At 72.2% G+C, this 21,584-nt stretch carries 21 protein-coding genes and 1 pseudogene; 10 read left to right on the plus strand and 12 right to left on the minus strand.

What is annotated here, in order from left to right:
* Positions 1–19 precede the first annotated feature (19 nt).
* From ACRAKI_RS11375 to ACRAKI_RS11385, 3 genes and pseudogenes are all read right to left on the minus strand, one after another.
* Positions 20–958, minus strand: a pseudogene (locus ACRAKI_RS11375) (glycosyltransferase family 2 protein); the annotation flags it as partial.
* Positions 955–2,598 (minus strand): carbamoyltransferase family protein, encoded by a 1,644-nt coding sequence (locus tag ACRAKI_RS11380; protein WP_447007024.1) that lies wholly within the window; start codon positions 2,596–2,598, stop codon positions 955–957. The pseudogene ACRAKI_RS11375 and the gene ACRAKI_RS11380, both read right to left, overlap by 4 nt.
* A gap of 57 nt (positions 2,599–2,655) precedes the next feature.
* Positions 2,656–3,582: a UDP-glucuronic acid decarboxylase family protein gene (locus ACRAKI_RS11385; protein WP_447007025.1), complete on the minus strand. Its 927-nt coding sequence runs from the start codon at positions 3,580–3,582 to the stop codon at positions 2,656–2,658.
* Positions 3,583–3,639: 57 nt separating this feature from the next.
* Here ACRAKI_RS11385 and ACRAKI_RS11390 point away from each other — a divergent pair, with 57 nt between their 5' ends.
* Complete coding sequence (locus ACRAKI_RS11390) at positions 3,640–4,491, plus strand: glycosyltransferase family 2 protein (protein ID WP_447008390.1); 852 nt, start codon at positions 3,640–3,642, stop codon at positions 4,489–4,491.
* A gap of 11 nt (positions 4,492–4,502) precedes the next feature.
* The gene (locus ACRAKI_RS11395; RefSeq protein WP_447007026.1) at positions 4,503–5,330 is read left to right on the plus strand and encodes an aldo/keto reductase; all 828 of its coding nucleotides are present in this window, start codon (positions 4,503–4,505) and stop codon (positions 5,328–5,330) included.
* Positions 5,331–5,343: 13 nt separating this feature from the next.
* Here the strand turns inward: ACRAKI_RS11395 and ACRAKI_RS11400 are convergent, their stop codons facing one another.
* A complete protein-coding gene (locus tag ACRAKI_RS11400; RefSeq protein WP_447007027.1) occupies positions 5,344–5,853 on the minus strand; it encodes a DUF2087 domain-containing protein in 510 nt (169 codons plus the stop codon).
* A gap of 62 nt (positions 5,854–5,915) precedes the next feature.
* Here ACRAKI_RS11400 and ACRAKI_RS11405 point away from each other — a divergent pair, with 62 nt between their 5' ends.
* The gene (locus ACRAKI_RS11405) at positions 5,916–6,713 is read left to right on the plus strand and encodes a hypothetical protein (RefSeq protein ID WP_447007028.1); all 798 of its coding nucleotides are present in this window, start codon (positions 5,916–5,918) and stop codon (positions 6,711–6,713) included.
* A gap of 580 nt (positions 6,714–7,293) precedes the next feature.
* Here the strand turns inward: ACRAKI_RS11405 and ACRAKI_RS11410 are convergent.
* The 3 genes from ACRAKI_RS11410 to ACRAKI_RS11420 form a co-directional block, all read right to left on the minus strand.
* Complete coding sequence (locus ACRAKI_RS11410; protein ID WP_447007029.1) at positions 7,294–7,467, minus strand: hypothetical protein; 174 nt, start codon at positions 7,465–7,467, stop codon at positions 7,294–7,296.
* A 309-nt stretch (positions 7,468–7,776) separates the two neighbouring features.
* A complete protein-coding gene (locus ACRAKI_RS11415) occupies positions 7,777–10,164 on the minus strand; it encodes a glycoside hydrolase family 65 protein (protein WP_447008391.1) in 2,388 nt (795 codons plus the stop codon).
* A gap of 23 nt (positions 10,165–10,187) precedes the next feature.
* A complete protein-coding gene (locus ACRAKI_RS11420; protein ID WP_447007030.1) occupies positions 10,188–10,904 on the minus strand; it encodes a beta-phosphoglucomutase family hydrolase in 717 nt (238 codons plus the stop codon).
* A 73-nt stretch (positions 10,905–10,977) separates the two neighbouring features.
* Here ACRAKI_RS11420 and ACRAKI_RS11425 point away from each other — a divergent pair, with 73 nt between their 5' ends.
* Positions 10,978–12,282 (plus strand): NAD(P)/FAD-dependent oxidoreductase, encoded by a 1,305-nt coding sequence (locus tag ACRAKI_RS11425; protein ID WP_447007031.1) that lies wholly within the window; start codon positions 10,978–10,980, stop codon positions 12,280–12,282.
* A 36-nt stretch (positions 12,283–12,318) separates the two neighbouring features.
* Here the strand turns inward: ACRAKI_RS11425 and ACRAKI_RS11430 are convergent, their stop codons facing one another.
* Positions 12,319–12,639, minus strand: a complete 321-nt coding sequence (locus ACRAKI_RS11430) for a DUF3140 domain-containing protein (RefSeq protein ID WP_447007032.1) — start codon at positions 12,637–12,639, stop codon at positions 12,319–12,321.
* A gap of 113 nt (positions 12,640–12,752) precedes the next feature.
* Here ACRAKI_RS11430 and ACRAKI_RS11435 point away from each other — a divergent pair, with 113 nt between their 5' ends.
* From ACRAKI_RS11435 to ACRAKI_RS11460, 6 genes are all read left to right on the plus strand, one after another.
* On the plus strand, positions 12,753–12,884 hold the full coding sequence (locus ACRAKI_RS11435) for a hypothetical protein (RefSeq protein WP_447007033.1): 132 nt from the start codon (positions 12,753–12,755) through the stop codon (positions 12,882–12,884).
* Between the two features lie 183 nt (positions 12,885–13,067).
* Positions 13,068–13,715, plus strand: coding sequence for a hypothetical protein (locus tag ACRAKI_RS11440; RefSeq protein ID WP_447007034.1), 648 nt, complete (start codon positions 13,068–13,070; stop codon positions 13,713–13,715).
* Positions 13,716–13,844: 129 nt separating this feature from the next.
* Positions 13,845–14,642 (plus strand): sunset domain-containing protein, encoded by a 798-nt coding sequence (locus tag ACRAKI_RS11445; RefSeq protein ID WP_447007035.1) that lies wholly within the window; start codon positions 13,845–13,847, stop codon positions 14,640–14,642.
* 130 nt (positions 14,643–14,772) lie between these two features.
* Complete coding sequence (locus tag ACRAKI_RS11450) at positions 14,773–15,810, plus strand: chemotaxis protein CheB (RefSeq protein ID WP_447007036.1); 1,038 nt, start codon at positions 14,773–14,775, stop codon at positions 15,808–15,810.
* On the plus strand, positions 15,807–16,538 hold the full coding sequence (locus ACRAKI_RS11455; protein ID WP_447007037.1) for an ATP-binding protein: 732 nt from the start codon (positions 15,807–15,809) through the stop codon (positions 16,536–16,538). Before ACRAKI_RS11450 ends, ACRAKI_RS11455 begins: the two co-directional genes overlap by 4 nt.
* A gap of 49 nt (positions 16,539–16,587) precedes the next feature.
* Positions 16,588–18,432, plus strand: coding sequence for a CheR family methyltransferase (locus ACRAKI_RS11460; protein WP_447007038.1), 1,845 nt, complete (start codon positions 16,588–16,590; stop codon positions 18,430–18,432).
* 9 nt (positions 18,433–18,441) lie between these two features.
* On the opposite strand, the gene ACRAKI_RS11465 is transcribed toward ACRAKI_RS11460, so the two are convergent.
* From ACRAKI_RS11465 to ACRAKI_RS11480, 4 genes are all read right to left on the minus strand, one after another.
* Positions 18,442–18,789, minus strand: coding sequence for an STAS domain-containing protein (locus tag ACRAKI_RS11465; protein WP_447007039.1), 348 nt, complete (start codon positions 18,787–18,789; stop codon positions 18,442–18,444).
* Between the two features lie 83 nt (positions 18,790–18,872).
* Positions 18,873–19,418, minus strand: coding sequence for a hemerythrin domain-containing protein (locus tag ACRAKI_RS11470; protein WP_447007040.1), 546 nt, complete (start codon positions 19,416–19,418; stop codon positions 18,873–18,875).
* Between the two features lie 46 nt (positions 19,419–19,464).
* On the minus strand, positions 19,465–20,469 hold the full coding sequence (locus ACRAKI_RS11475) for an NlpC/P60 family protein (RefSeq protein ID WP_447007041.1): 1,005 nt from the start codon (positions 20,467–20,469) through the stop codon (positions 19,465–19,467).
* A gap of 215 nt (positions 20,470–20,684) precedes the next feature.
* Positions 20,685–21,557, minus strand: a complete 873-nt coding sequence (locus ACRAKI_RS11480) for a PfkB family carbohydrate kinase (protein ID WP_447007042.1) — start codon at positions 21,555–21,557, stop codon at positions 20,685–20,687.
* Positions 21,558–21,584 lie beyond the last annotated feature (27 nt).

The following is a 21,584-nucleotide window of genomic DNA, read 5'->3' on the forward strand; positions in this document are numbered from 1 at the left end:
GACCGGCGACGGGCACGCCCCGGTGACGCCACTCGCCGCGCAACCGGTGCAGGCACGCGGCGGGCGGGATGACGGCGCTGGTGACGACCATCTTCGCCACCTCGTCCCGCGTGCGGGGGCCGGGCGCGATGCGTTCTACGGCGAACCACCCGGTCAACGCCGCCCACACGCCGCCGAGCGCCAACGCCGTCCGCCGCCGACCGAGGAGCCCGCTCAGGACCGCCAGCACCCCGGACGCCGTCGTGACCGCGTGGCGTGGCAGCCGTCCCGGCGCACCGCCCATCCGCTGCCGCCACTCGGGGCCGATCAGCCGCCGGACCAACGCGTCGTCGGCGTTGCCGCGCTGCTGCCGCACGCTGGCGAAGAACCCCGCCGGACGCACCGGGTGCGTCGTGACCCGTTCCCCGTTGAGGATCCGGTACCCGTGCGACTGCACCCGCAACGCCAGCTCGGCGTCCTCCCGGTAGGCGCGCGGGAACCGCTCGTCGAACCCGCCCGCGTGCACGAGAGCCGCCCGCCTGTAAGCCATGTCCGCAGTGATCCACCGCGCGTGCGCCAACCCGGCCGTGCCGCGTTCCCAGTCGGTCGGCGCGCGGTCCTCGGGCAGCGGCACCACGATCCGCGCCTGTGACGCGCCCACGTCCAGCCCCAACCGGGCCAGGTCGTCGGTCAGCCGCAGCTTCCAGTCGTGCGCGGGCACCACGTCGTCGTCGAGGAACGCGACCCATTCGCAGCACGCCGCACGCCAGCCCGCGTTGCGTGCGGCGGCAGGTCCTCGACCCCCGGTGCGCAGCACCCGCGCGGAGTGCGTCGGCGGCAGCGGACCGGGATCGGGCCGGTCGTCCACCACGATGATCTCGCGCGGCGGCGGCCCCTCGCCGTTCTCCAGCGCGTCCAGCACCACTTGCAGGCTGTCGCGGCCCACGGTCGGGATGACCACCGCGTAGTCGACGCTCATGGCCGCCCCGCAGACCCGGCCGCACCCGGCCGCCGCACCACGAACCGGCCGATGGCCAGCAGGTCGACCGGCGCCGAGCCGAAGCACTCCAGCGCGTCGCGCGGGTCGTCCACCATCGGCCGCCCGGCCGTGTTCAGGCTCGTGTTCACCACGACCGGCACGCCGGTCCGCCGGTCGAACTCGCGGAGCACCCGCGCCATCAGCGGTTCCGACCCCGGGTCCACCGTCTGCACGCGCGCCGTGCCGTCCACGTGCACCACCGCCGGTATCCGGTCCCGCCACTCCGGCCGCACGTCGTGCACGAACAGCATGTACGGGCTAGGCAGCGGCCCCCGCTCGAACAGCTCGGCCGCCCGGTCGGCCAGCACCATCGGTGCGATCGGCCGGAACTGCTCGCGGCCCTTCACCTCGTTCAGCCGGGCCAGGTTCTCCGCCCGGCCGGGGTGCGCCAGCAGCGACCGCCGGCCCAGCGCCCGCGGCCCGTACTCGCTGCGACCCTGGAACCAGGCCACCACCTGGTCGTCGGCCAGCGCCTCCGCCACCGCGACGGCCACGTCCTCCGGCTCCTCGTACGCGATCTTCGCGGTCCGCAGGTAGTCCGCGATCTCCGCGTCGGTCCACGAGCGGCCCAGGTCGGCGCCCGGCATCGGCCCGGCGGGCTCACCGGCGTCCGCCACCACCTGCAACGCCGCGCCGAGCGCCGTGCCCGCGTCACCGGCGGCCGGCTGCACCCACACCTCGTCGAACGGCCCCTCGGCGAAGATCCGGGTGTTCGCCACGCAGTTCAGCGCCACCCCGCCCGCCATGGTCAGCCGCTTCTGCCCGGTCCGCTCGTGCAGCCACCGGACCAGGTCCAGCAGCACTTCCTCGACCCGGACCTGCACGCTCGCCGCCAGCTCGGCGTGCTCCTTGGTCATCTCGTCGCCAGGGTCGCGGCGCTTCGCCAGCGTCGCCCAGTCCAGCGGCTTCACCGCGAACCCGCCGTCCTCGGTCGCGTGGACGTGCTCGCGGAGCAGGTCCAGGTGCCGCGGCTCGGCGTAGGAGGCGAGCGCCATCACCTTGTACTCGTCACTGGACCGCAGGAACCCCAGGTGCTCGGTCAGGTCCTCGTACAGCAGGCCGAGGGAGTGCGGCAGGTGCTGCGCGGCCAGCGTCTCCAGCCGGTGGCCCCGGTAGCTGCCGGCCAGGTGCGACCGGCACTCGCCGCGACCGTCGTTGACCAGCACCGCGCAGTCGCCCCCGAACGGCGCGGCCAGGCCCGTCGACGCGGCGTGCGCGACGTGGTGCGGCACGAACCGCACGATCGCCGGGTCAAGCCCCGGCAGCGCGGTGGCCAGGAAGTACGGCGCGCGCCGGGCGTACTCGGTGCGCAGGTCCTCCCACGGCACGTCGCTCGGCTCGACCAGGTCGGGGTCGTAGGAGTAGGCGACGGCGTCGAGGTCGGCCGGGGTGAGCCCGGCGTAGTCGAGGCACCAGCGGGCGGCCTGCTCCGGCTGTTCCCACGCGGAGAACGGCACCGGCCGCTTGCCGTGCTTGCGCCGCGAGAAGCGTTCCTCCTCCGCGGCGGCCACCACCTCGCCGTCCACCACGAGGGCGGCCGCGGGGTCGTGGAAGACCGCGTTGATACCGAGCACGCGCACGGCGTTCCCCTTTCGCTCCTGTGTGGACCGTTGCGGTTGCGGACAGGTGTCGATCGACTACCCGACGAGGTGCCGGTCAAACGACCGCCGCAGACCCTCGTCGAGCGATATCTCGGGCTGCCAGCCCAGGAGTTCACGCGCCAGCGAGATGTCCGGCCGGCGTCGGCGCGGGTCGTCGGTCATGGCGTCGACGTGCTCGACCGCGGACGTGCTGCCGGTCAGCTCGATGATCTTGCGGGCGACCTCCAGCACGGTGACCTCCTCCGGGTTGCCGAGGTTCACCGGGCCGGCGTGGTCGCTGTCCGCCATCGACAGCAGGCCGCGCACCAGGTCGTCCACGTGGCACAGCGAGCGGGTCTGCGAGCCGTCGCCGTGCACCGTCAGCGGCTCACCCGCGCGGGCCTGCCGGACGAACGTCGGGATCATCCGGCCGTCGTCCGGGCGCATCCGGGCGCCGTAGGTGTTGAAGATCCGCACGATGCCCGCGTCGGTGCCGTACTCACGGCGGAACGCGCAGGTCATCGCCTCACCGAAGCGCTTGGCCTCGTCGTAGACGCTGCGCGGGCCGATCGGGTTGACGTTGCCCCAGTACGTCTCGCGCTGAGGGTGTTCCAACGGGTCGCCGTACACCTCGCTGGTGGAGGCGATCACGATCCGCGCGCCCTTGCGCCGCGCCAGCTCCAGCGCGTGCAGCGTGCCGAACCCGCCCGTCTTGAGCGTGTCGACGGGTGTGCGCAGGTAGTCCAACGGCGACGCCGGACACGCCAGGTGCATCACCAGGTCCACGTCGCCGAGCAGGTCGAGCGGTTTGGTCACGTCCTCGGTCACGACGCCCAGCCGCGGGTCGTCCGGCAGGTTGTCCACCGACCCGGTGCGGAAGTCGTCCACGCACACCACCCGCGTGCCGCGCTTCAGCAGCGCTTCGCACACGTGCGAGCCGAGGAACCCGGCCCCGCCCGTCACCACCGCCCGTTCGAATCCCATGCGGTGGGCCTACCCGGCGAGCGGAGGAGTAACCACCGGTTTCCCGGGTAACACCCGCTGGTGGCCCGAACGACCGTGGTGATAGCCACCCGTGACAGGGTGGACGACCTGACGCGCACGCTGACCCGGCTCGTGGCGCTGGACGTGCCGGTCATCGTCGTCGACAACGGCTCGACCGACGACACGGTGGATCGCGTGAGACAGCACTTCGACCGGGTGGAAGTGCTGGCCTTGGGGCGCAACGAGGGCGCGTTGGCGCGCAACCACGGCGTGCGGCGGGCGACCACCCCGTACGTCGCGTTCAGCGACGACGACTCGTGGTGGGCGCCCGACGCCCTGCGGTGCGCGGAGGAGCTGTTCGACCGGCACCCGCGGCTCGGGCTGATCGCGGCCCGCACGATCGTCGAGCCCTACGGCCGGCTGGACCCGGTGTGCGAGGAGATGGCCCGCTCGGCGCTGGGACGTGAAGCCGACCTCCCCGGACCGTCCGTGCTGGGCTTCGTGTGCTGCGGCGCGGTCGTGCGGCGGTCGGCGTTCCTCCAGGTGGGAGGGTTCCACCCGGTGCTGTTCTGGCCGGGGGAGGAGCGCCTGTTCTCCTGGGACATGGCCGCGGCCGGGTGGGCGTGCTGCTACGTGGACGACGTGGTGGCGCACCACCAGCCGTCGTCGTTCCGGCCGCCGTCCGCCTGGCGGCGCCGGGTCGAGATGCGCAACGAGCTGCTGACCACCTGGCTGCGCCGCCCGATCGGGGTGGCGCTCGGGCAGACGTTCGCCCTCGCCGGCCGGGCGTTCGGGGACCGCGACGCGGGTCCCGCACTGGCCGCCGCCCTCCGCAGGCTGCCCGCCGCGATCCGCCACCGCCACACCCTGCCCGCCGAGGTGGAACGCCGCGTGGCGCTCGTCGGCTGACACAGCGCATGATGGGGGCCATGAGGACCATCACCCTGAACAACGGCGTGACCATGCCGCAGCTCGGTTTCGGCGTCTTCCAAGTGTCCAAAGAGGACACCTACGACACGGTGACCGAGGCGTTGCGGGTCGGCTACCGCAGCATCGACACGGCCACCGCCTACCGCAACGAGGAACCGGTCGGCCGAGCGATCGCCGACTCCGGGATCCCGCGCGACGAGCTGTTCGTGACGACCAAGCTGTGGAACGACGACCAGGGCTACGACGAGGCGCTCCGCGCGTTCGACGCGAGCGCCGAACGGCTCGGCCTGGACCGGCTCGACCTGTACCTGATCCACTGGCCCGCGCCGAAGCAGGACCGGTACGTCGACAGCTGGCGCGCGCTGGGCAAGCTGCACGCGGACGGCCGGATCCGGTCCATCGGCGTGTCCAACTTCCAGCCCGCGCACCTGGAGCGAGTGGTGGAGGCGACCGGCGCGGTGCCGGCGGTGAACCAGGTCGAGCTGCACCCGTGGCTCCAGCAGGCCGAGCTGCGCGCGTTCCACGCCCGGCACGGCATCGCGACCGAGGCGTGGAGCCCGTTGGCGCAGGGCGGCGAGCTGCTGTCCGACCCGATCGTGACGGACATCGCCGCGAAGCACGGCCGGACGCCGGCGCAGGTCGTGCTGCGCTGGCACCTGCAACTCGACAACGTCGTCATCCCCAAGTCGGCGACGCCGAGCCGCATCGCGGAGAACTTCGCCGTCTTCGACTTCGAGCTGGACGCCGACGACCTGCGGCGCATCGCCGGGATGGACCGCGGCCGGCGCATCGGACCCGACCCGGACACGTTCGGCTAGACCGGCCGCCTAGCTAGACGCTCACCGGGCCGCCGGTACGCCAGTACTCGCCGCCGGCCCGGCTGAGCAGGCCTTCGTCCACGAGGTACCGGCGCACGGTCACGTGGTCCACCTCGCCGCCCTCGCACCAGCGCTTCAGCACTTCCGCCACTTCCCGTTCGAGGTACCTTCTACCCGGCTCGAACGTGGCGCTCACCTGTTCGAGCACGGCTCGCCGGCGTCCAGGCCGGGCGGGCAGCGTCATCAGCCGCCCGTCCCGCACGAACGGGTCCTCCGGGGTCCGTTTCGCCTGTTCGACCCGGGTGGCCTCCTTGAACAGCTCCTCGCGCAGTCGCAGAACCGCTCCGTCGGTCACGACGAGCCCCGCCGACCGAAGTCGGCGCAACGAGTGCTCGACCTGCCGGGCGTCCAACCCGGTCGACCCGGTGATGTCCCGGGTCGACCGAGCGCCCAGGACGAGTGCGGCCACCACGCGCAACCGCTCGGGTTCGGCCAGAAGTCCGATCAGTGAATCAGGGGTCACGCTTCGAGCCAACCGAAGCGGGTGCTCTGGTGCACGCGCATTTCGGGCGGACCTTAATAGCCGTGCGCACTGATCACCTCTTCCCCCTGGCGTCGGTGGAGCCTGTCTTCGGCATGCCGACCGAGAACGCCCGCAAGTTCCAGCAGGTGGCCGCGGAGCAGGACCTGGTCATCGACGTGCGGGCGACGAACCCGCACGCGGTTGCCTGGCTGCGTGAAGGCGCGCTGCCCAAACCGGAGGCGGTGAAGGCCAAGACCATCGACGACCTGGACGTCCGGCTGGGCGCGGCCCGCCGCCACCGGGGCCTCGTGGGCTACTTCCGGCCCTCGCTGCCCCGCTTCGACCTCAGCGACCGGCTGCTCCGCCGGTACGACCAGCGGCGCACCGAGTTCGACGCGCTGCGCGACAAGATGGCCCTGTTCGAACGGCGGGGCGAGTACGTCGTGCGGGACGGCGTCGTGCACGGGTACGACCGGCGCGGCTGGTTGCGGCCACTGACCGGCGACCACGACGTGTTCGACATCCGCGCGTCCGGCGGCGCGCCCCTGACCCGGCGCCGCTACGACCGGGCCGTGGCGACCATGATGTCGCTGGACATGGCCGTCACCCACGGCGCCCACATGTACTGGCGGCCCACCACCAAGTCGGACCAGGCGATGTTCGAGTCGATCGCCCGCAGCGGCGACGCCAAGCTGCGGTTCAACCCGGACGGCACGATGAGCGCCGGCGACTACTCGCGCTTGAACGCCGGGATCAAGGCGATGACGACGCCCGCCAAGGCCGCCCGGCCGTACGCCAGCGTCTCCCACGTGGGCAGACCCAGGGTCCCGGTCTCCTCCGCGTCGACGATGAACAGCTGACCGTAGAGCAGGAGCAGGCCGATGCCGTAGCACCGGGCGTGCCGGTGGTCCCACGCGAGCAGGACGCCGGCCAGGCCCGTCGCGACGTAGAGGGCGTGGTCGGTGCCGTCGGCGGTGGGGAGGAACGGGACGGAGGCGGAGACGAGCTGGAGCACACCGACCAGGAGCGCGAGCAGTTGTGCCCGGCTGAAGGGTCGGCGCCCGGTCGTCGTGTCGGCCTTGCGATCGGCCTTCTTCGCGGCTTTCCGGGTCTTCACGGCTGCCTCGTTCCGCATGGCAGGGGGATACCCGGGCCCGATCGGCTCATCCCCCGTCGGCTCGTCCCCCTCCGGGTGACGGTTCCGCCTACAGGTGCCATCGCCGGAAGCGGTCCGGTATTACGCCTCGGCCGCGCGTCACGTTCGATATCGCTGGATCGGGGAGTCGGTCTGCTCTCCGTCGCACGCACCGGCGGCGTACTGCGCCTGCCGGGAGCAACGCCCGTCACGCGGTCCGCTCCATCCGGCAGAGGACGTGAGGGCTGAGTCGGCTACGTCGCCGCGCGCGGTGGTGCGGGGAGCGGTGGTGCGGGGAGCTGGAGTCAGGCCTGGGGCCGCTTGCGCGGCTCGGTCGGCGGCGTGGTCCGGTCGGCGGGTGGCGTGCTCTGCTGCCTCGACTTGCCCCCCTGCTCGGGTTCGGCCGGCTCACGGGGGTCCGGTGTGAGGTCGGCGAGGTAGGTGGCCGCCAACTCGTCGTAGATCGGTGTTGAGCTCACGTTTCGGAATCCTGTCCGGCCACGGCCCGCAGCGCTGCCCCTCTCACTCCTGTGGGTTACCTTCGCGGCGGTAGGAACCGCAATTGTGCGGAGATCGTTTCGACTCGTGGGCCTCTGTGGACGACCTGCCCCGACCGCCGCGCCGGCCGTGATGACGTAGATCACGCATCGGCTGTCCGACCCCGCGGTTGGAACCCGGTAACACGGGTACTCAACCCCACGATGAGGGCTTAGGCGGCCACCACCCCCCAATGGTCGCCTGACAGTCCCGGCCGGGATCCAATCCCCCCTGGAACCCGGCCGGGCGCCTCATCCCCTCGAATCTCCTTTCAGGACCATCCCCTCGTTCCGGTGTGACCCGGAACGGTCGTGCACGCCCTCGTCACCCGGTGGCACCCGCCGTGCGGGCGCGCGGGACGGCGGCTGGCGCAGGACGGGTGGCTCGGGCGGGTCCGGTGTGGACAGGGTGACCGGCGCACCCGGTTCCACCAGCACCGGGACGCCGTGGTGGCAGGTGCGCAGCGCGTCGCCCGCGACGATCCGGTAGGTGACCGAGTCCGGTTCGACCTCCACCGCGAAGCGGGTGCCCCGGAACGACATCCGGAACGTCATCCGGCTCAGCCCCGGCGGCAGGCGCGGCGCGAAGGTCAACTCACCGTCGTGGTCCCGCATCCCGCCGAACCCGGCCACCAGGCCGACCCACGCCCCGGCCAGCGACGCCATGTGCAGTCCGTTGTGGACGTTGCGGTGCAGGTCGTGCAGGTCGGTGAACGCCGCCTCGGCCAGGTAGTCGTAGGCCAGCCGCAACGCGCCGACCTCGGCGGCCAGCACCGCCTGCGTCCCGGCCGACAGGGACGAGTCGCGCACCGTGCGGGCCTCGTAGTACGCGAAGTTCCGCGCCTTCTGCAGCGGCGTGAACGCATCGCCGCGCACGTGCATGGCCAGCACCAGGTCGGCCTGCTTGACCACCTGCTTGCGGTACAGGTCGAAGTAGGGCCGGTTGAGCAGCAGGGGGTACTCGTCCGGGTCGGTGCCGTCGAACTCCCACTCCGCGTGCGAGGTGAACCCCTCGTTCTGCTGGTGCACGCCCAGGAGCCGGTCGAACGGGATCAGCATCCCGTCGGCCGCCTTCCGCCACCCGTCGACCTCCTCGGCGGTGACCTCCAGGTCCCCGGCCACGTCGGGGTGCCGTTCGCACGCGTCCGCCGCGCAGCGCAGGTTCTTCTGCGCGACGAGGTTGGTGTAGACGTTGTTGTCGACCACCGCCGAGTACTCGTCCGGCCCGGTCACCCCGTCGATGCGGAACCCGCCGTGCTGGTCGTGGTGCCCCAGCGACGTCCACAGCCGCGCGGTCTCCACCAGGATCTCCGCGCCGCACTCGCGCTCGAACGCCAGGTCGCCGGTCGCGTTCACGTACTGCGCCACGGCGTGCGAGACGTCGCCGGAGACGTGGAACGCCGCCGTGCTCGCGGGCCAGTACGCCGAGCACTCCGCGCCGCTGATCGACCGCCACGGGAACGCCGCGCCGCGCTGACCGAGCACCTCGGCCCGCTCCCGCGCCTTGGGCAGCGTCGAGTGCCGCCACCGCAACGCGTCCCGCGCCGCCTCCGGCACGGTGTACGCCAGCACGGGCAGCACGAACATCTCGGTGTCCCAGAACGCGTGCCCGTCGTAGCCCGGCCCGGTCAGCCCCTTGCCGGGGATCGCCCGCGTCTCACCGCGCACCGCGGCCTGCATGATGTGGAACAGCGCGAACCGCAGCGCCTGCTGGAGCTCGTCGTCGCCGTGCAGCTCGATGTCGGCGACCTCCCAGAAGTCGTCCAGGAACTGCCGCTGCTCCGCCAGCAGACCCTCCCACCCGGTCTGCCGCGCGCCCGCCAGCGCCGCCTCGACCTGGGCCCGCAGCGCCGGGATCGACCGCTGCGCGGACCAGCCGTAGCCCAGGTACTTCACCAGCCGCAGCTTCCGCCCCGCGGGCACGTCCACGGCGGCGGTGAACCGGGCCAGGTCGCCTTCGGCGCGGATCTCGGTGCGCAGGCCGTCCTCGACGTCCAGCTCGTGGTCCATCGCGGCGGCCATCCGCAGCCCGGAGTTGCGCGCCCGGTGCGCCAGGACGGCCTGGTAGCCCTCGACGTGCGCGAACTCCGCCACCAGCGGCTCGTCCAGCGCGGCGGCCACCCGCGGGTCGTCGCTGTCGTGCTCGACGGGTTCGTTGGCCAGCAGGTCGGACTGCACCACCAGCTGGAGGTCCTCGCTCGGCTCGACCTCGTAGTAGATCGCCGCGACGGCGCGCTGGGTCAGCGACACCAGCCGTTCGGTGCGCACGGTCACCCGGCGGCCGGTCGGCGACTCCCACTCGGTGTGCCGGCGCAGCGTGCCCGAGCGGAAGTCCAGTTCCCGCCGGTGCACGTGGGCCCGGCCGTAGCGCATGTCCAGCGGCTCGTCCTCCACCAGCAGCCGGATCACCTTGCCGTCCGTGACGTTGACGACGGTCTCCCCGGCCTCGGGGTAGCCGTAGCCGGACTCGCCGTACGGCAGCGCGTGCTCCTCGTAGAAGCCGTTCAGGTAGGTGCCGGGCAGGCCGCGCGGCTCGCCCTCGTCCAGCGTGCCGCGCAGGCCGATGTGGCCGTTGGACAACGCGAAGATCGATTCGGTGCGGCGCAGCTGGTCCACCGCGAGACCGCTCCACCGCACCATCCAGGGATCGGTGACCCAGCCCGTCACAGCAGGTCCGCCAGGTCTTCGACCACGACGTCCGCGCCGTGCGCCTCCAAGGCCGCGCGCTGACCGGTCCGGTCCACGCCGACGACGTGCCTGAACCCGCCCGCACGGCCCGCTTCCACGCCGGACAGCGCGTCCTCGAACACGGCGGCGTGGTCCGGCGTCACGCCGAGCAGCTGCGCGGCCGCGAGGAACGAGTCCGGCGCGGGCTTGCCCTTGAGCCCGTCCCGGCTGATGACCACGCCGTCCACCAACGCTTGCACGAACGGGGTGAGACCGGCCGCGTCGAGCACCTTCCGGGCGTTCGCCGACGACGTCACCACCCCGATGCCGAGTCCCGCTTCCTCCACCGCGCGCAGGTAGGGCACCGTGCCCGCGTACGGCGTCACGCCTTCGTGTCGGATGATCGCCTCCAGTAGGTCGTTCTTGCGGTTGCCCAACCCGTGCACGGTGTCCCGGTCGGGAGGGTCGTCGGGCCGGCCCTCGGGCAGCGCGATGCCGCGCGAGACCAGGAACGTGCGCACCCCGTCGTAGCGCGGGCGGCCGTCCACGTACCGGATGTAGTCGGCCTCGGCGAACGGCGGTTGGTCGCGCGGGCGCAGGAAGTCGTCGAAGGTGCGCCGCCAGGCGCGGCGGTGCAGCACGGCCGTGCTGGTCAGCACGCCGTCCAGGTCGAAGAGGCAGACGGTGATCGAGTCGGGCAGTCCCAGTGCCATGGACCGTGTCTACCCGTTCCGGGTCCGGGGTACCCGCCAGCGGAACGGACGCCTCGTCGGGAGGGATCGGACCATGGGCAAGCCGCGCGTGCTGGTCGTCGGAACGGGCTTCGCGGGCTACCACTGCCTGCGCGCGCTGGAACGCGTGCTGCCCGCCGACGCCGCCGACCTGGTTGCGGTCAACCCCACCGACTACATGCTCTACGTGCCGCTGCTGCCCGAGGTCGCGGGCGGGTCGCTCGACCCGCGCCGGGTGGCCGTGCCGTTGCGGTCCAAGCTGCCGCGCACCCGGCTGGTGCAGGCGCGCGCGACCGGGCTGGACCTGGCCGAGCGGACGTGCACCGTGGTGGACGTCGAAGGGCACGAACAAGTCCTGGAGTGGGACCGGATCGTGTTGACGGCGGGCTCGGTCACCCGGTTGATGTCGATCCCGGGCGTCGCCGAGCACGCGTACGGGTTCAAGTCGGTCGCCGAGGCGGTGTTCCTCCGCGATCACGTGCTGCGGCAGGTCGAGCTGGCAGAGCAGGCCACCGACCCGGCGGAACGGGCGGCGCGGGCGACGTTCGTGGTGGTCGGCGCCGGGTACACGGGCACCGAGCTGGTGGCGCAGGGCCAGCAGCTCACCCGGTCGGCGTTGCGCGGACGCAGCGGGTTGACCGAGTCCCAGGTGAAGTGGGTGCTGGTGGACATGGCGCCGAGGATCCTGCCGGGACTGGACGAGCGGCTGTCCGGGCCCGCCGCGCGAGTGCTGCGGTCGCGGGGCGTGGACGTGCGGCTGGAGACGAGCGTGGAGGCCGTCACCGCCAACTGCGCCCGGTTGACCGACGGCTCGGAGATCCCGACGAAGACCCTGGTGTGGTGCGTGGGCGTGCGGCCGGACCCGTTGGTGGAGGCCATGTCGCTGGCCACCGTGAAGGGCCGGGTGGCGGTCGACCCGACGCTGGCCGTGCCGACCCACCCGCACGTGTTCGCGGCGGGTGACATCGCCGCCGTGCCGGACGTGTTCAACGACGGCGAGCCGACGCCGATGACCGCGCAGCACGCGCAGCGCCAGGGCAAGCTCGCCGCCCGGAACGTCGCGGCCTCCCTCGGCCACGGCACCGTGGCGACGTACCGGCACCGCGACCTCGGCTTCGTGGTGGACCTGGCCGGCGCGCAGGCCGTCGCGAACCCCCTGCACGTGCCGCTCACCGGGCTGCCCGCGAAGGCGGTGGCCCGCGGCTACCACCTGCTGGCCATGCCCGGCAACCGGTTGCGGGTGGCCGTGGACTGGCTCACCGAACTCCTCGTCCGCCGCCAGGTCGTGCAGTTCGGCCTGGTCCCCGAGGGCGGCGTGAAGCTGGGGGACGCCGAGAAGGTCGGCGCCGCCCGTCGGTGAGGGCCGATCAGCCGGGTCCGAGCGCGGGGACGGCGCTCAGGCGGGCTTGAGCGGGTCGTGGCCGATCGACATCAGCCGGTGCCTCCAGTGCGCCTCGCCCGCCGTCGGCTCCAGGTCGTCGCGCCGCTGCTCGTGCACCCGCTCCACGACCCTGCGCATCACCTTGACGTCCTCGGTGGTCAGGTCGGTGCGCCGCTTGCGCAGCACCCGCAGCACGTCCTGTCCGGTCGGTGTCCCCGCCTGGTCGGGCAGGGCTTCGGTGTCCTCGTCCGCCGAGCGGGTGCGCAGCCAGTCCTCCAGCTCGTGCGAGGTCATGTTCACCACGCGGTGGAACTCGTCCCACAAGGTGTCGGTCATGCGGCAGAGGGTTGCCACTCGGCCTGGAGGTGAAACGGGCAGTCCTGGGATCTTCGCGTGATCCGAACACCCGCCGGACCCGCCGCACATCCGGGGAAGTCGACGTGGGCGGCATGAACACGTGGGTTCGCGGCATCGCCGTCATCAAGACCGCCGCCCTCGGTTTCACCTCAACGGGTGTCGCGGCCGGTGTCGCGGTCGCACCGGACCACGCGCCCGTCACGACCAGCCCCCGCACGGGTTGAGCGGCCGGACTCGCCGAGCTGTGGCGGACGGCGTCCAGCCATGCCGCGCCCTCTCGGACGCGCCCGTGACCTGCATCTTTAAAACCGCTCTTATATAAGGCAAATCTGTAGCTCCGGAATTGTCGGTGGTCGGTGGCACTATCTCGAACGGATGTTCGGTACGCGTTCGAAGGGAGCCATGAGATGCGAGTTCGACTTGATCCCCGTCAGTGGCCCGGCCGTGTCATCCCCGAGACCGACGCCGAGATCGACACGGCGGTCGAGGCGTTCTGCCTCCGCGCCACCTGGCCCGACGCCAACCGCGCCGCCGTGCGCCGCGTCGTCGAGCCGTGGTTCGGCGAGGGGTGGAGCGTCGATGCCCTGCTCGCGGCGGTCGACCGCAGGCCGGACGGCACCAGGCAGGGCAGCCCGAGAAGCCGCGACCAGGTAGCGCACGACTTCCTCCGTGCGCGACTGCGCTCGTGGTGGCAGGGGGGCGCGCACCGAGCGCGCCCCCCGGTGGCGGGCATGGCGCTGGGCGCGTGGTGGCGGGTCAACCGGCGCAACGTCCGGCTGACCCAGCCACGTCCGGCGCGGCCGTTGAGCGCCGCCGGGTCGCTGGCCCGCGAGCAGTCGCGCGAGCGGGTGCGGGCGAGGCTGAAGGATCCGGTGCAGCGGGCGCGCGAGTTGGCCCGGCGGCGGCAGGAGGTGCTGGACGGCCTTCTGGTTCCGGGGCAACGGGTGCCGACGTTCGACGACGCCCGCAAGCTGCTCGTGGACGTGCGACTGCCCGCGCACCCGGTGTGCAGCCGGTGCGGGTGCAGGCAGGGGGTGCTGCCGCACGCCGCGTGACGCGTGCCTAGTCTGTGGTCCCCGACACGGTGAACATTCGGCCGATGGGTCGCGCGCGGCTCGTCGGCATGCGCCAGTCGGCGTCCTGTTCCGCTCGCAGTGGCCGTATAGGAGTTTGCAGTGTCCTGGTTGATCACTCTCGTCCTGTGCGCGGTGGCATTCCTGGCCGGCGCGGCGTTCACCCGGCTGCGCAACAACGCCACCATGCGCGAGCTGCGCGCCCGTGCCGACCGGCCGGCAGCCGACACCGGGCAGGCAACGGCCGCCGACCCGGCACCCGACGCGGAACCGGCGGTCGACCCCAAGCCCGCGGACGAGCCCAGGCCCGCGGCTGACACCAAGCCCGTGGTCGAGCCCAAGCCTGCGGCTGACATCGAGCCTGTGGCTGACGCGGACGCTGCCGTCGACATCAAGCCCGCTGCCGACACCAAGTCGGCTCCCGCCGCAGTCGTGCTCCCGGAGCAGCCGTCCGCGCCTCAAGCCACCCCGGCAGAGGCCACCCCGGCGGCAGTCGTCACCGAGGACACCACCCCGGCGGAACCCGCCGCCGTGGTCGCCACCGACTCGGTCACCGAGCCCGTTGTGCAGGCCGAGGCCGCTCCCGAGGCCGAGGCTGTTGTGCAGCCCGAGCCCGTCGTGGAGCCCGAGCCCGTCGTGGAGCCGGAGCCCGTGGTGCAGCCCGAGGTCGTCCAGGAGCCGGAAGCGGCCCCCGAGTCGGCAGCCGTCCAGGAGCCCGAGATCGCGTCGGCGGACGAGGTGGAGGTCGAGGTCAAGGCGAACTCCAAGTCGATGATCTTCCACACCCCCGACTCGCCGTACTACAAGCGGATGAAGGGCGATGTCACGTTCCGCTCCGTCGCCGAGGCGAAGCGCGCCGGCTACACCCAGTGGACCCCGAAGGCCAAGGTCGGCTCCTCCGCCCGCTAGGCGCTCGACAGCACGTCGCTCCCGCCGCCCCGCAGACCGGTGAGTAGCGCTCACACTACGGTCCGATGCTCTGGCCGTCACGAGGAGTAAAAGCTCACGCAGCTCGGGTATCCACCGATCGGGTGACCTGATGCCAACGAGAGACCTGATCGTCGTCGGCGCATCCGCCGGAGGTGTCGAAGCGCTACGCGCGTTCGTCGCCGGCCTGCCCGCTGATCTGGACGCCGTCATCGCGGTGGTCCTGCACCTGCCGGCAGGCGGCACGAGCGCGCTCGCCGGGATCCTCAACCGCAGCGGCCCACTGCCGGCGGTCACGGCGTCCGACGGCATGGAGCTGCGCCGGGGCTGGGTGCACGTCGCGCCGCCCGACCACCACCTGATCGTGGTGGACGGCGTGGCGCACCTCTCGCACGGCCCGACCGAGAACGGCCACCGCCCGGCCGTCGACGCGCTGTTCCGCTCCGCCGCCACCTCGCGCGGCGCCGGTGTGATCGGCGTGGTGCTGTCCGGCGCGCTGGACGACGGCACCGCCGGCATGCTCACCATCGCCGGTCGCGGCGGACTCACCGTCGTGCAGGACCCGGAAGACGCCCTCTACGCCGGGATGCCCACCAGCGTGCTGCGGCACTTGGACGTCGACCACGTGATGCCGTCCGCGAAGATGGGGGCGCTGTTGCGGGACTGCGTCGGGCTGCGGGTCGACGAGGTCCGTGCGCCATCGGACCTGGCCCGCCGCGAGTCCGCGATCGCCGCCACCACCGGCGGAGTGCACTCCGACGAGGTGATCCCCTTGGGCAGGCCGTCGAACTTCAGCTGTCCCGACTGCGACGGCAACCTGGTCGAACTGACCCTGGCCGAACCGGACGGCGTGCCGAAGCGGTTCCGCTGCCAGGTCGGCCACGCCTGGACCGCCGAGGCGTTGCTCCAGGCGCAGGGCGCGGCGCTGGAGAAGGCGGTGTGGACGGCGCTGCGCACGTTGGAGGAGAAGGCCGGTCTGGCTCGCCGCATGCGCGGTGACGCCTCGGCCAGGGGCGCGGACCTGCTGGTCCGCCGCTTCGAGCGAACCGAGGAGGAGGCCACCCACGCCGCCGAGGTGCTGCGCCGGCACCTGCTGTCCGGCACGTTCACCAACCGGGCCGACGAGGTCGGAGAGGAGCCCGTCACGTGACCGCGTTCGCACTCCACCGCACGGACGTGGACGGCGTCGCTGTGGTGCGCCCGGTGGGACTGCTGGACCTGACCACCTACCGCCAGTTGCGCGACGGCCTGCTCAAGTGCGCGGCGGACGAGCCGAAGGCCGTCATCGTGCGGCTCGACGACGGGTTCGAGTGCGCGACGCCCGCGTTCATGTCGGTCTTCGCCACGGTGTGGATGCGCGTGTCCGAGTGGCCGGGTGTGCCGGTCATGCTGGTCGGGGAGTCGCCCCCGCACCGCGAGGCGCTCGACAACGGCGGCGCGGGCACCCTGGTGCCGAGGTTCACCGCGCTGGACGCCGCCCTGGACGCCGTCGGACAGCCGCCCGAGCGCAGGCGTGACGAGATCAGGTTGCCCGAGACGCTGGTCGCCGGGCTGCTGGCCCGGAACTTCGTGCGCGAGGCGTGCGACCGCTGGCTGGTCGACCACTTCACCGGGAACGCGGTGACGGTGGCGACGGAGCTGGTGGAGAACGCCGTCCGCCACGGCCGGTCCGAGCCGGTGCTGCGGCTGGAGCTGCGCGGTGGCCGGCTGACCGTCGCAGTCCGTGACGAGAGCGCGGCGCGGCCCGAGGAGTCGAAGGCGGACGCGCTGCGGCCGGGGGGCCGGGGCATCTCGATCGTCGGCTCCCTCAGCCGGGTGTGGGGCTGCTCGCCGTGGCCGCTCGGCGGCAAGGTCGTCTGGGCCGTCATCGCCAAGTGACCCCCGGGACATCCGGCGACCCCGGCCCGCCCGAGTAGCGTTCGGTGACGTGAGCGATCGCCAGGCGCCGGACGAGGACTTCGAAGAGGTGCTGCGCTACCTCAAGGAGGCTCGCGGCTTCGACTTCACCGGTTACAAGCGCACCAGCCTCATGCGCCGCGTCCACCACCGCATGAGCCAGGTCGGCATCGAGGGCCACGCCGACTACGTAGACCACCTCCAGGTCGACGCGGACGAGTTCAACGCGCTGTTCAACACCATCCTGATCAACGTCACCGGCTTCTTCCGCGACCCCGAGGCCTGGGACCACCTGCGTGACCACGTGGTGTCCGCGCTGGCCGAACGCGGTCCGGACGAGCCGATCCGGGTGTGGAGCGCCGGGTGCGCGTCGGGGGAGGAGGCGTACACCCTCGCCATGGTGCTGGCCGAGGTCCTCGGCCCCGAGCGGTTCCGCCGCCAGGTCAAGATCTACGCCACCGACGTGGACGGCGAGGCGCTGGCCCACGCCAGGCAGGCGGTCTACACCGAGCGCGAGCTGGAGGGCGTGCCGCCGGAGCTGCTGGCGAAGTACTTCGACCCGCACCAAGGGCGCTTCGCGTTCCGCAAGGACCTCCGCCGCACGGTGATCTTCGGCCGCAACGACCTGGTGCAGGACGCGCCGATCTCCCGGATCGACCTGCTGGTGTGCCGGAACACCCTGATGTACTTCAACCAGGAGGCCCAGACCAGGATCCTCGGCCGGTTCCACTTCGCGCTGGTCCCGCGCGGCGTGCTGTTCCTCGGCAAGGCGGAGATGCTGCTCGCCCACGGCCGCCTGTTCGACCCGATCGACCTCAAGCGGCGGATCTTCCGCAAGACCGACGGCGCCGCGAGTGGCGTGCCGAACTTCGTCAGGCACGCGTTCGTGCAGGACCGCCGGATCGACGTGGGTGGGCTGGACCAGTTGCGCGAGCACGCCTTCGCGGCGGGCCCGGTCGCCCAGGTCGTGGTCGACAGCGACGACGTGCTGGTGCTGGCCAACCAGGAGGCCGAGTCGCTGTTCGGGCTGAGCGGTCAGGACGTCGGCCGCCCGCTGCGCGACCTCGACCTGTCCTACCGGCCGGCGGAGCTGCGCGGCCACGTCCAGCAGGTCCGCGGTGAGCGGAGAGCGCTGCACGTCAAGGACGTCTTGTGGCAGCGGCCGGGCGGTGAGCACCTGTGGCTGGAGGTGAACCTCAACCCGTTGTTCGGCCCGGACGGCGTGGTCATCGGCATCTCGATCGTGTTCCACGACGTGACCGCCACCCGGCGGCTGTTCGACGACCTCGAGTTCGCCAACCAGCAGCTGGAAACGGCCTACGAGGAGCTCCAGTCCACCAACGAGGAGCTGGAGACCACGAACGAGGAGCTCCAGTCCACGGTGGAGGAGCTGGAGACCACGAACGAGGAACTCCAGTCCACCAACGAGGAACTGGAGACGATGAACGAGGAGTTGCAGTCGACCAACGACGAACTCCAGACGATCAACGACACGCTCCGCGACCGCACCCGTGAACTCGACCAGGTGAACGACTTCCTGGAGTCGATCCTCACCTCGCTGCGCGCCGGAGTGATCGTGCTCGACCCGGGGATGCGGGTCATCGCGTGGAACCGCGGCGCGGAGGAGCTGTGGGGCGTGCGCCGGGACGAGGCCGAGGGCGAGCACCTGCTCAACCTCGACATCGGCCTGCCGCTCGCGGAGCTGCGGCCGGTGGTGCGGCAGGCGCTGGGTGACGCGTCGTACCTCACCGAGGTGAAGGTCGGCGCGATCAACCGGAAGGGGCGTGACGTGGTCGTGCGCGTGGTGTGCAGCTCGCTGCGGTCCAACGCGGGCGAGCCGAACGGCGTGATCCTCGTCATGGAGCAGAGCGACTGACCCCGCCGCTCAGCCCGCCTCGTCCACCGCTCCCACGATGGTGAAGTGGCCGGTCATCTCGGTGACCTCCAGCGGGCGGAGCACCACCTGGGTGGTCGCCACCAGCCGCAGCTTCGTGCCCGACGCCGCGCACGCCGCGTCCAGGTTGATCAGCAGGTTGATGCCGGTCGAGCCAAGGAATGTGACGCCGGTCAGGTCGAGGACCAGCGTGCCGACCCCGTGGGCGAGCCGGCGGTGGACGAACTCCTCGACCACCGGGACCGTCGCCATGTCGAGTTCGCCGGCGACGCCGACGACCGCCACGCCCATTGTCACGTCGCGCGTGCTGAGCGCGACGGCGTCGGTGAAATCGTCCATGTCCACCCCTGGGTGCGGTCGGCAGGATGCGGCTGGCTGCTCAACCGCGCCCAGCCTAGGCCCAGGGGAACTCGGTGCGCCCGTCAGGACGGGTGCAACTCCTTCACCAGCTGTTCCTTGCTCATGCCGGACGCACCGGTCAGGCCGGCGTTGCGGGCTTGCGCGAGCAGTTCCTCGCGGCTCTCCTCACCCGGCCGGTCGCCCAGGTGGCGTGCCCGGCTCTCCGCGAACGCGCGCCCCAGCTCCTCGCGCCGCTCATCGTCCAACCGCTCGCGCATGCCCGGCAGCACCGTCGACTCCTCTTCCTCGACGTGGTGCGTCACCGCCTCGACCAGCTCGCGCAGCACCTCGTCGAACGCCGACGACGTCGGGTCCGCCTGCGCCAGTCGCAGCAGCAGCTGTTCGGCCTGGGCGTGCTCCTCCTGGCTGTGCGCGACCTCCTCGGTCTCGCCCGCCTCGTCCTTGGCGACCGGGTAGACCTCGGCCTCCTCGGCGCGGCTGTGCGCGGTGAGCACGGCGGTCAGCACGGGCACGAGCAGCGGGCGCTTCTCCGGGTGGCGCTCCAGCTCGTCGAACAGCCGCTCCACCTCGCGGTGGTCCTGCATGATCAGATCGACCACGTCCGGCATGTGTCTCCCTCCGTCACCTGCGGTGTGGCGGGGGAGTACCCGGAAATCAGCCGACCACGCGCCGGATGACGCTGATCGGACCGATGGAGTCGATGTCCTGGACCTTCACCGGCACGCCCTCGGTGGACGCGTGCACGGCGCGGATGCCGTCGATCGCCATCGACACGTGGGTCTGGCCGGAGTAGTAGATGACCAGGTCGCCGGCCCGCACGTCGTTGCGCGACACCGACCGCCCGATCGTCGCCTGGCCGTAGGTGGTGCGGGGGATGGTGATGCCCGCCGAGCGGTACGCCGCCTGCATCAGGCTGGAGCAGTCCCACGAGTTCGGGCCGTTCGAGCCGTACACGTACGGCTTGCCGCGCTGGCCGAGCGCGAACGCCAGCGCCTGCCCGGCCTGGCCCGCGGGCACCGGGATGGCGCTCATGTCGCCGGCCGTGTTCAACGCCGCCCGCTCGGCCGCGCTCAGGGCGCGGTAGGCGTTGCGGGCCTCGGTGATCTGGCCGTCCAGTTCGACCTTGCGCTGGTCGATGTCGACGATGGCCTGGTTCGCCGCGCCGGCCGCCTCGGTGGCGCGGTGGGCCGCGTCGTTCGCCAGGTCCACCGCGTCGGACAGGCCCTGCAACGCCTCCGCGTTGCCGCCGGCGAGGACGCCGAGCGCGCTCATGCGGTTCAGGAAGTCCTGCTGCGAGTCGCTGACCAGGAGCGCCGAGAGCTGGTTGAACCGGGCGCCCTCGAACGACGCCTCGGTGAGGAGGTCGACCTGGCCGCGCAGCGCTTCCTGCGCCTGCTCGGCGGTGGTGAGGTCGCGGTTGGCATGGTCGAGCGCGCCCTGCGCGTTGGCGAGTGCCTCCTGCGCGCGCAGGTGCTCCTCGTTCAGCGCCTCGGCCTGCATGGAGAGCTCGTTGTACTTCTTCAACGCGTCGGAGGCGTTGGGCGGCAGCGCCGGGTCGGCCGCGGCGTGGTGGAACGGCACGGTGGCGCCGACGAGCGCGGTGACGGCGGTGGCCGTCAGGGCGGCACGGACGGTGCGCAGAGCAGGGTTCGACGCCACGGTCGCGCGGTCCTCCTTGAGCCGGGGTGGGGTGCCCCGAACGGGTTATACCCGCTCAGATCTCGGACAGGTTACGGAACCGACGTGCACTCGTCCATCAGGGGTCCCGTTTCCCCACTCCAGCCGCCGATCGGCCGCGACGATGACACCGTGCGATCGGCTGAACGGCCCAATGGACCCTTATGGCGCAATGGTCCGTCCAGCGCACCGCAGGGTCAGGCGAGTCCGGTGAGGTCGGTCCGCCCACCGGGGTGGCGGACTGCGCGTCCGGCGGCGGCGGTGGCGAACCGGGCCGCGACGTCGGGGGCGTCGCCGCGCAGCAGCGCCATGGTCAACGCGGCGACGAAGGCGTCACCGCCGCCCGTCGTGTCGACGACCTCCTCCCCGGTCAGGGGGACCACCGCGGCATCGTCGCCCCACGCCACGACGTTGGCCTCGCCGGGCACCTCCAACGCCACCACCGACGGACCTCGCGCCAGCAGTTCGCGGCCCGCCTCCACGGTCGCGTCCGCACCGCTGATCCGCCGTCCTGCCAACGCCTCCGCCTCGCGGTGGTCGGCACGCACGACGTCGGCGGCGGCGAGCAGTTCGGCCTGGTGGCCGTCCGGCGCGCCGTCCAGCACGACCAGCCCGCCGGCGGCGCGGACGGCGGCCAGTGCTGCGTTGGACGGTTGCTCCAGCTGGACGACCACGGCGTCCGCCCCGGCCAGCATCGGCGACGCGGCACGCACGTCCTCGGGTGTCACCAGCGTCCGGTGCGGGATGTCCTGCAGGTACCGGTACTCGCCGCCGCACACGACGTCCACGATCAACGCCGTCCGGGTCGCCTCCCGCCGCACCACCGCCGCCGTCGCTACGCCGTCCGCACCCAGTCGCTCGACCAGCAGACGGCCTTCCCTGTCGTCCCCGACGACCCCCACCACCGCGGCCGTCGCACCGAGCTGCCGTGCGTCGCGGGCGATGTTGGCGCCCTTCCCGCCGAGCATTTCGCGGCGTTCCAGGACCTCCGCCGAGGCGCCCGATCCGGGCACTTCGGACACCGTCAGCACCAGGTCACGGGCTATCTGACCGACCACCGCGATCCGCATGGTCGAGCGGTACCCGGCGGCAACCAG

Source organism: Saccharothrix isguenensis (assembly GCF_052936305.1).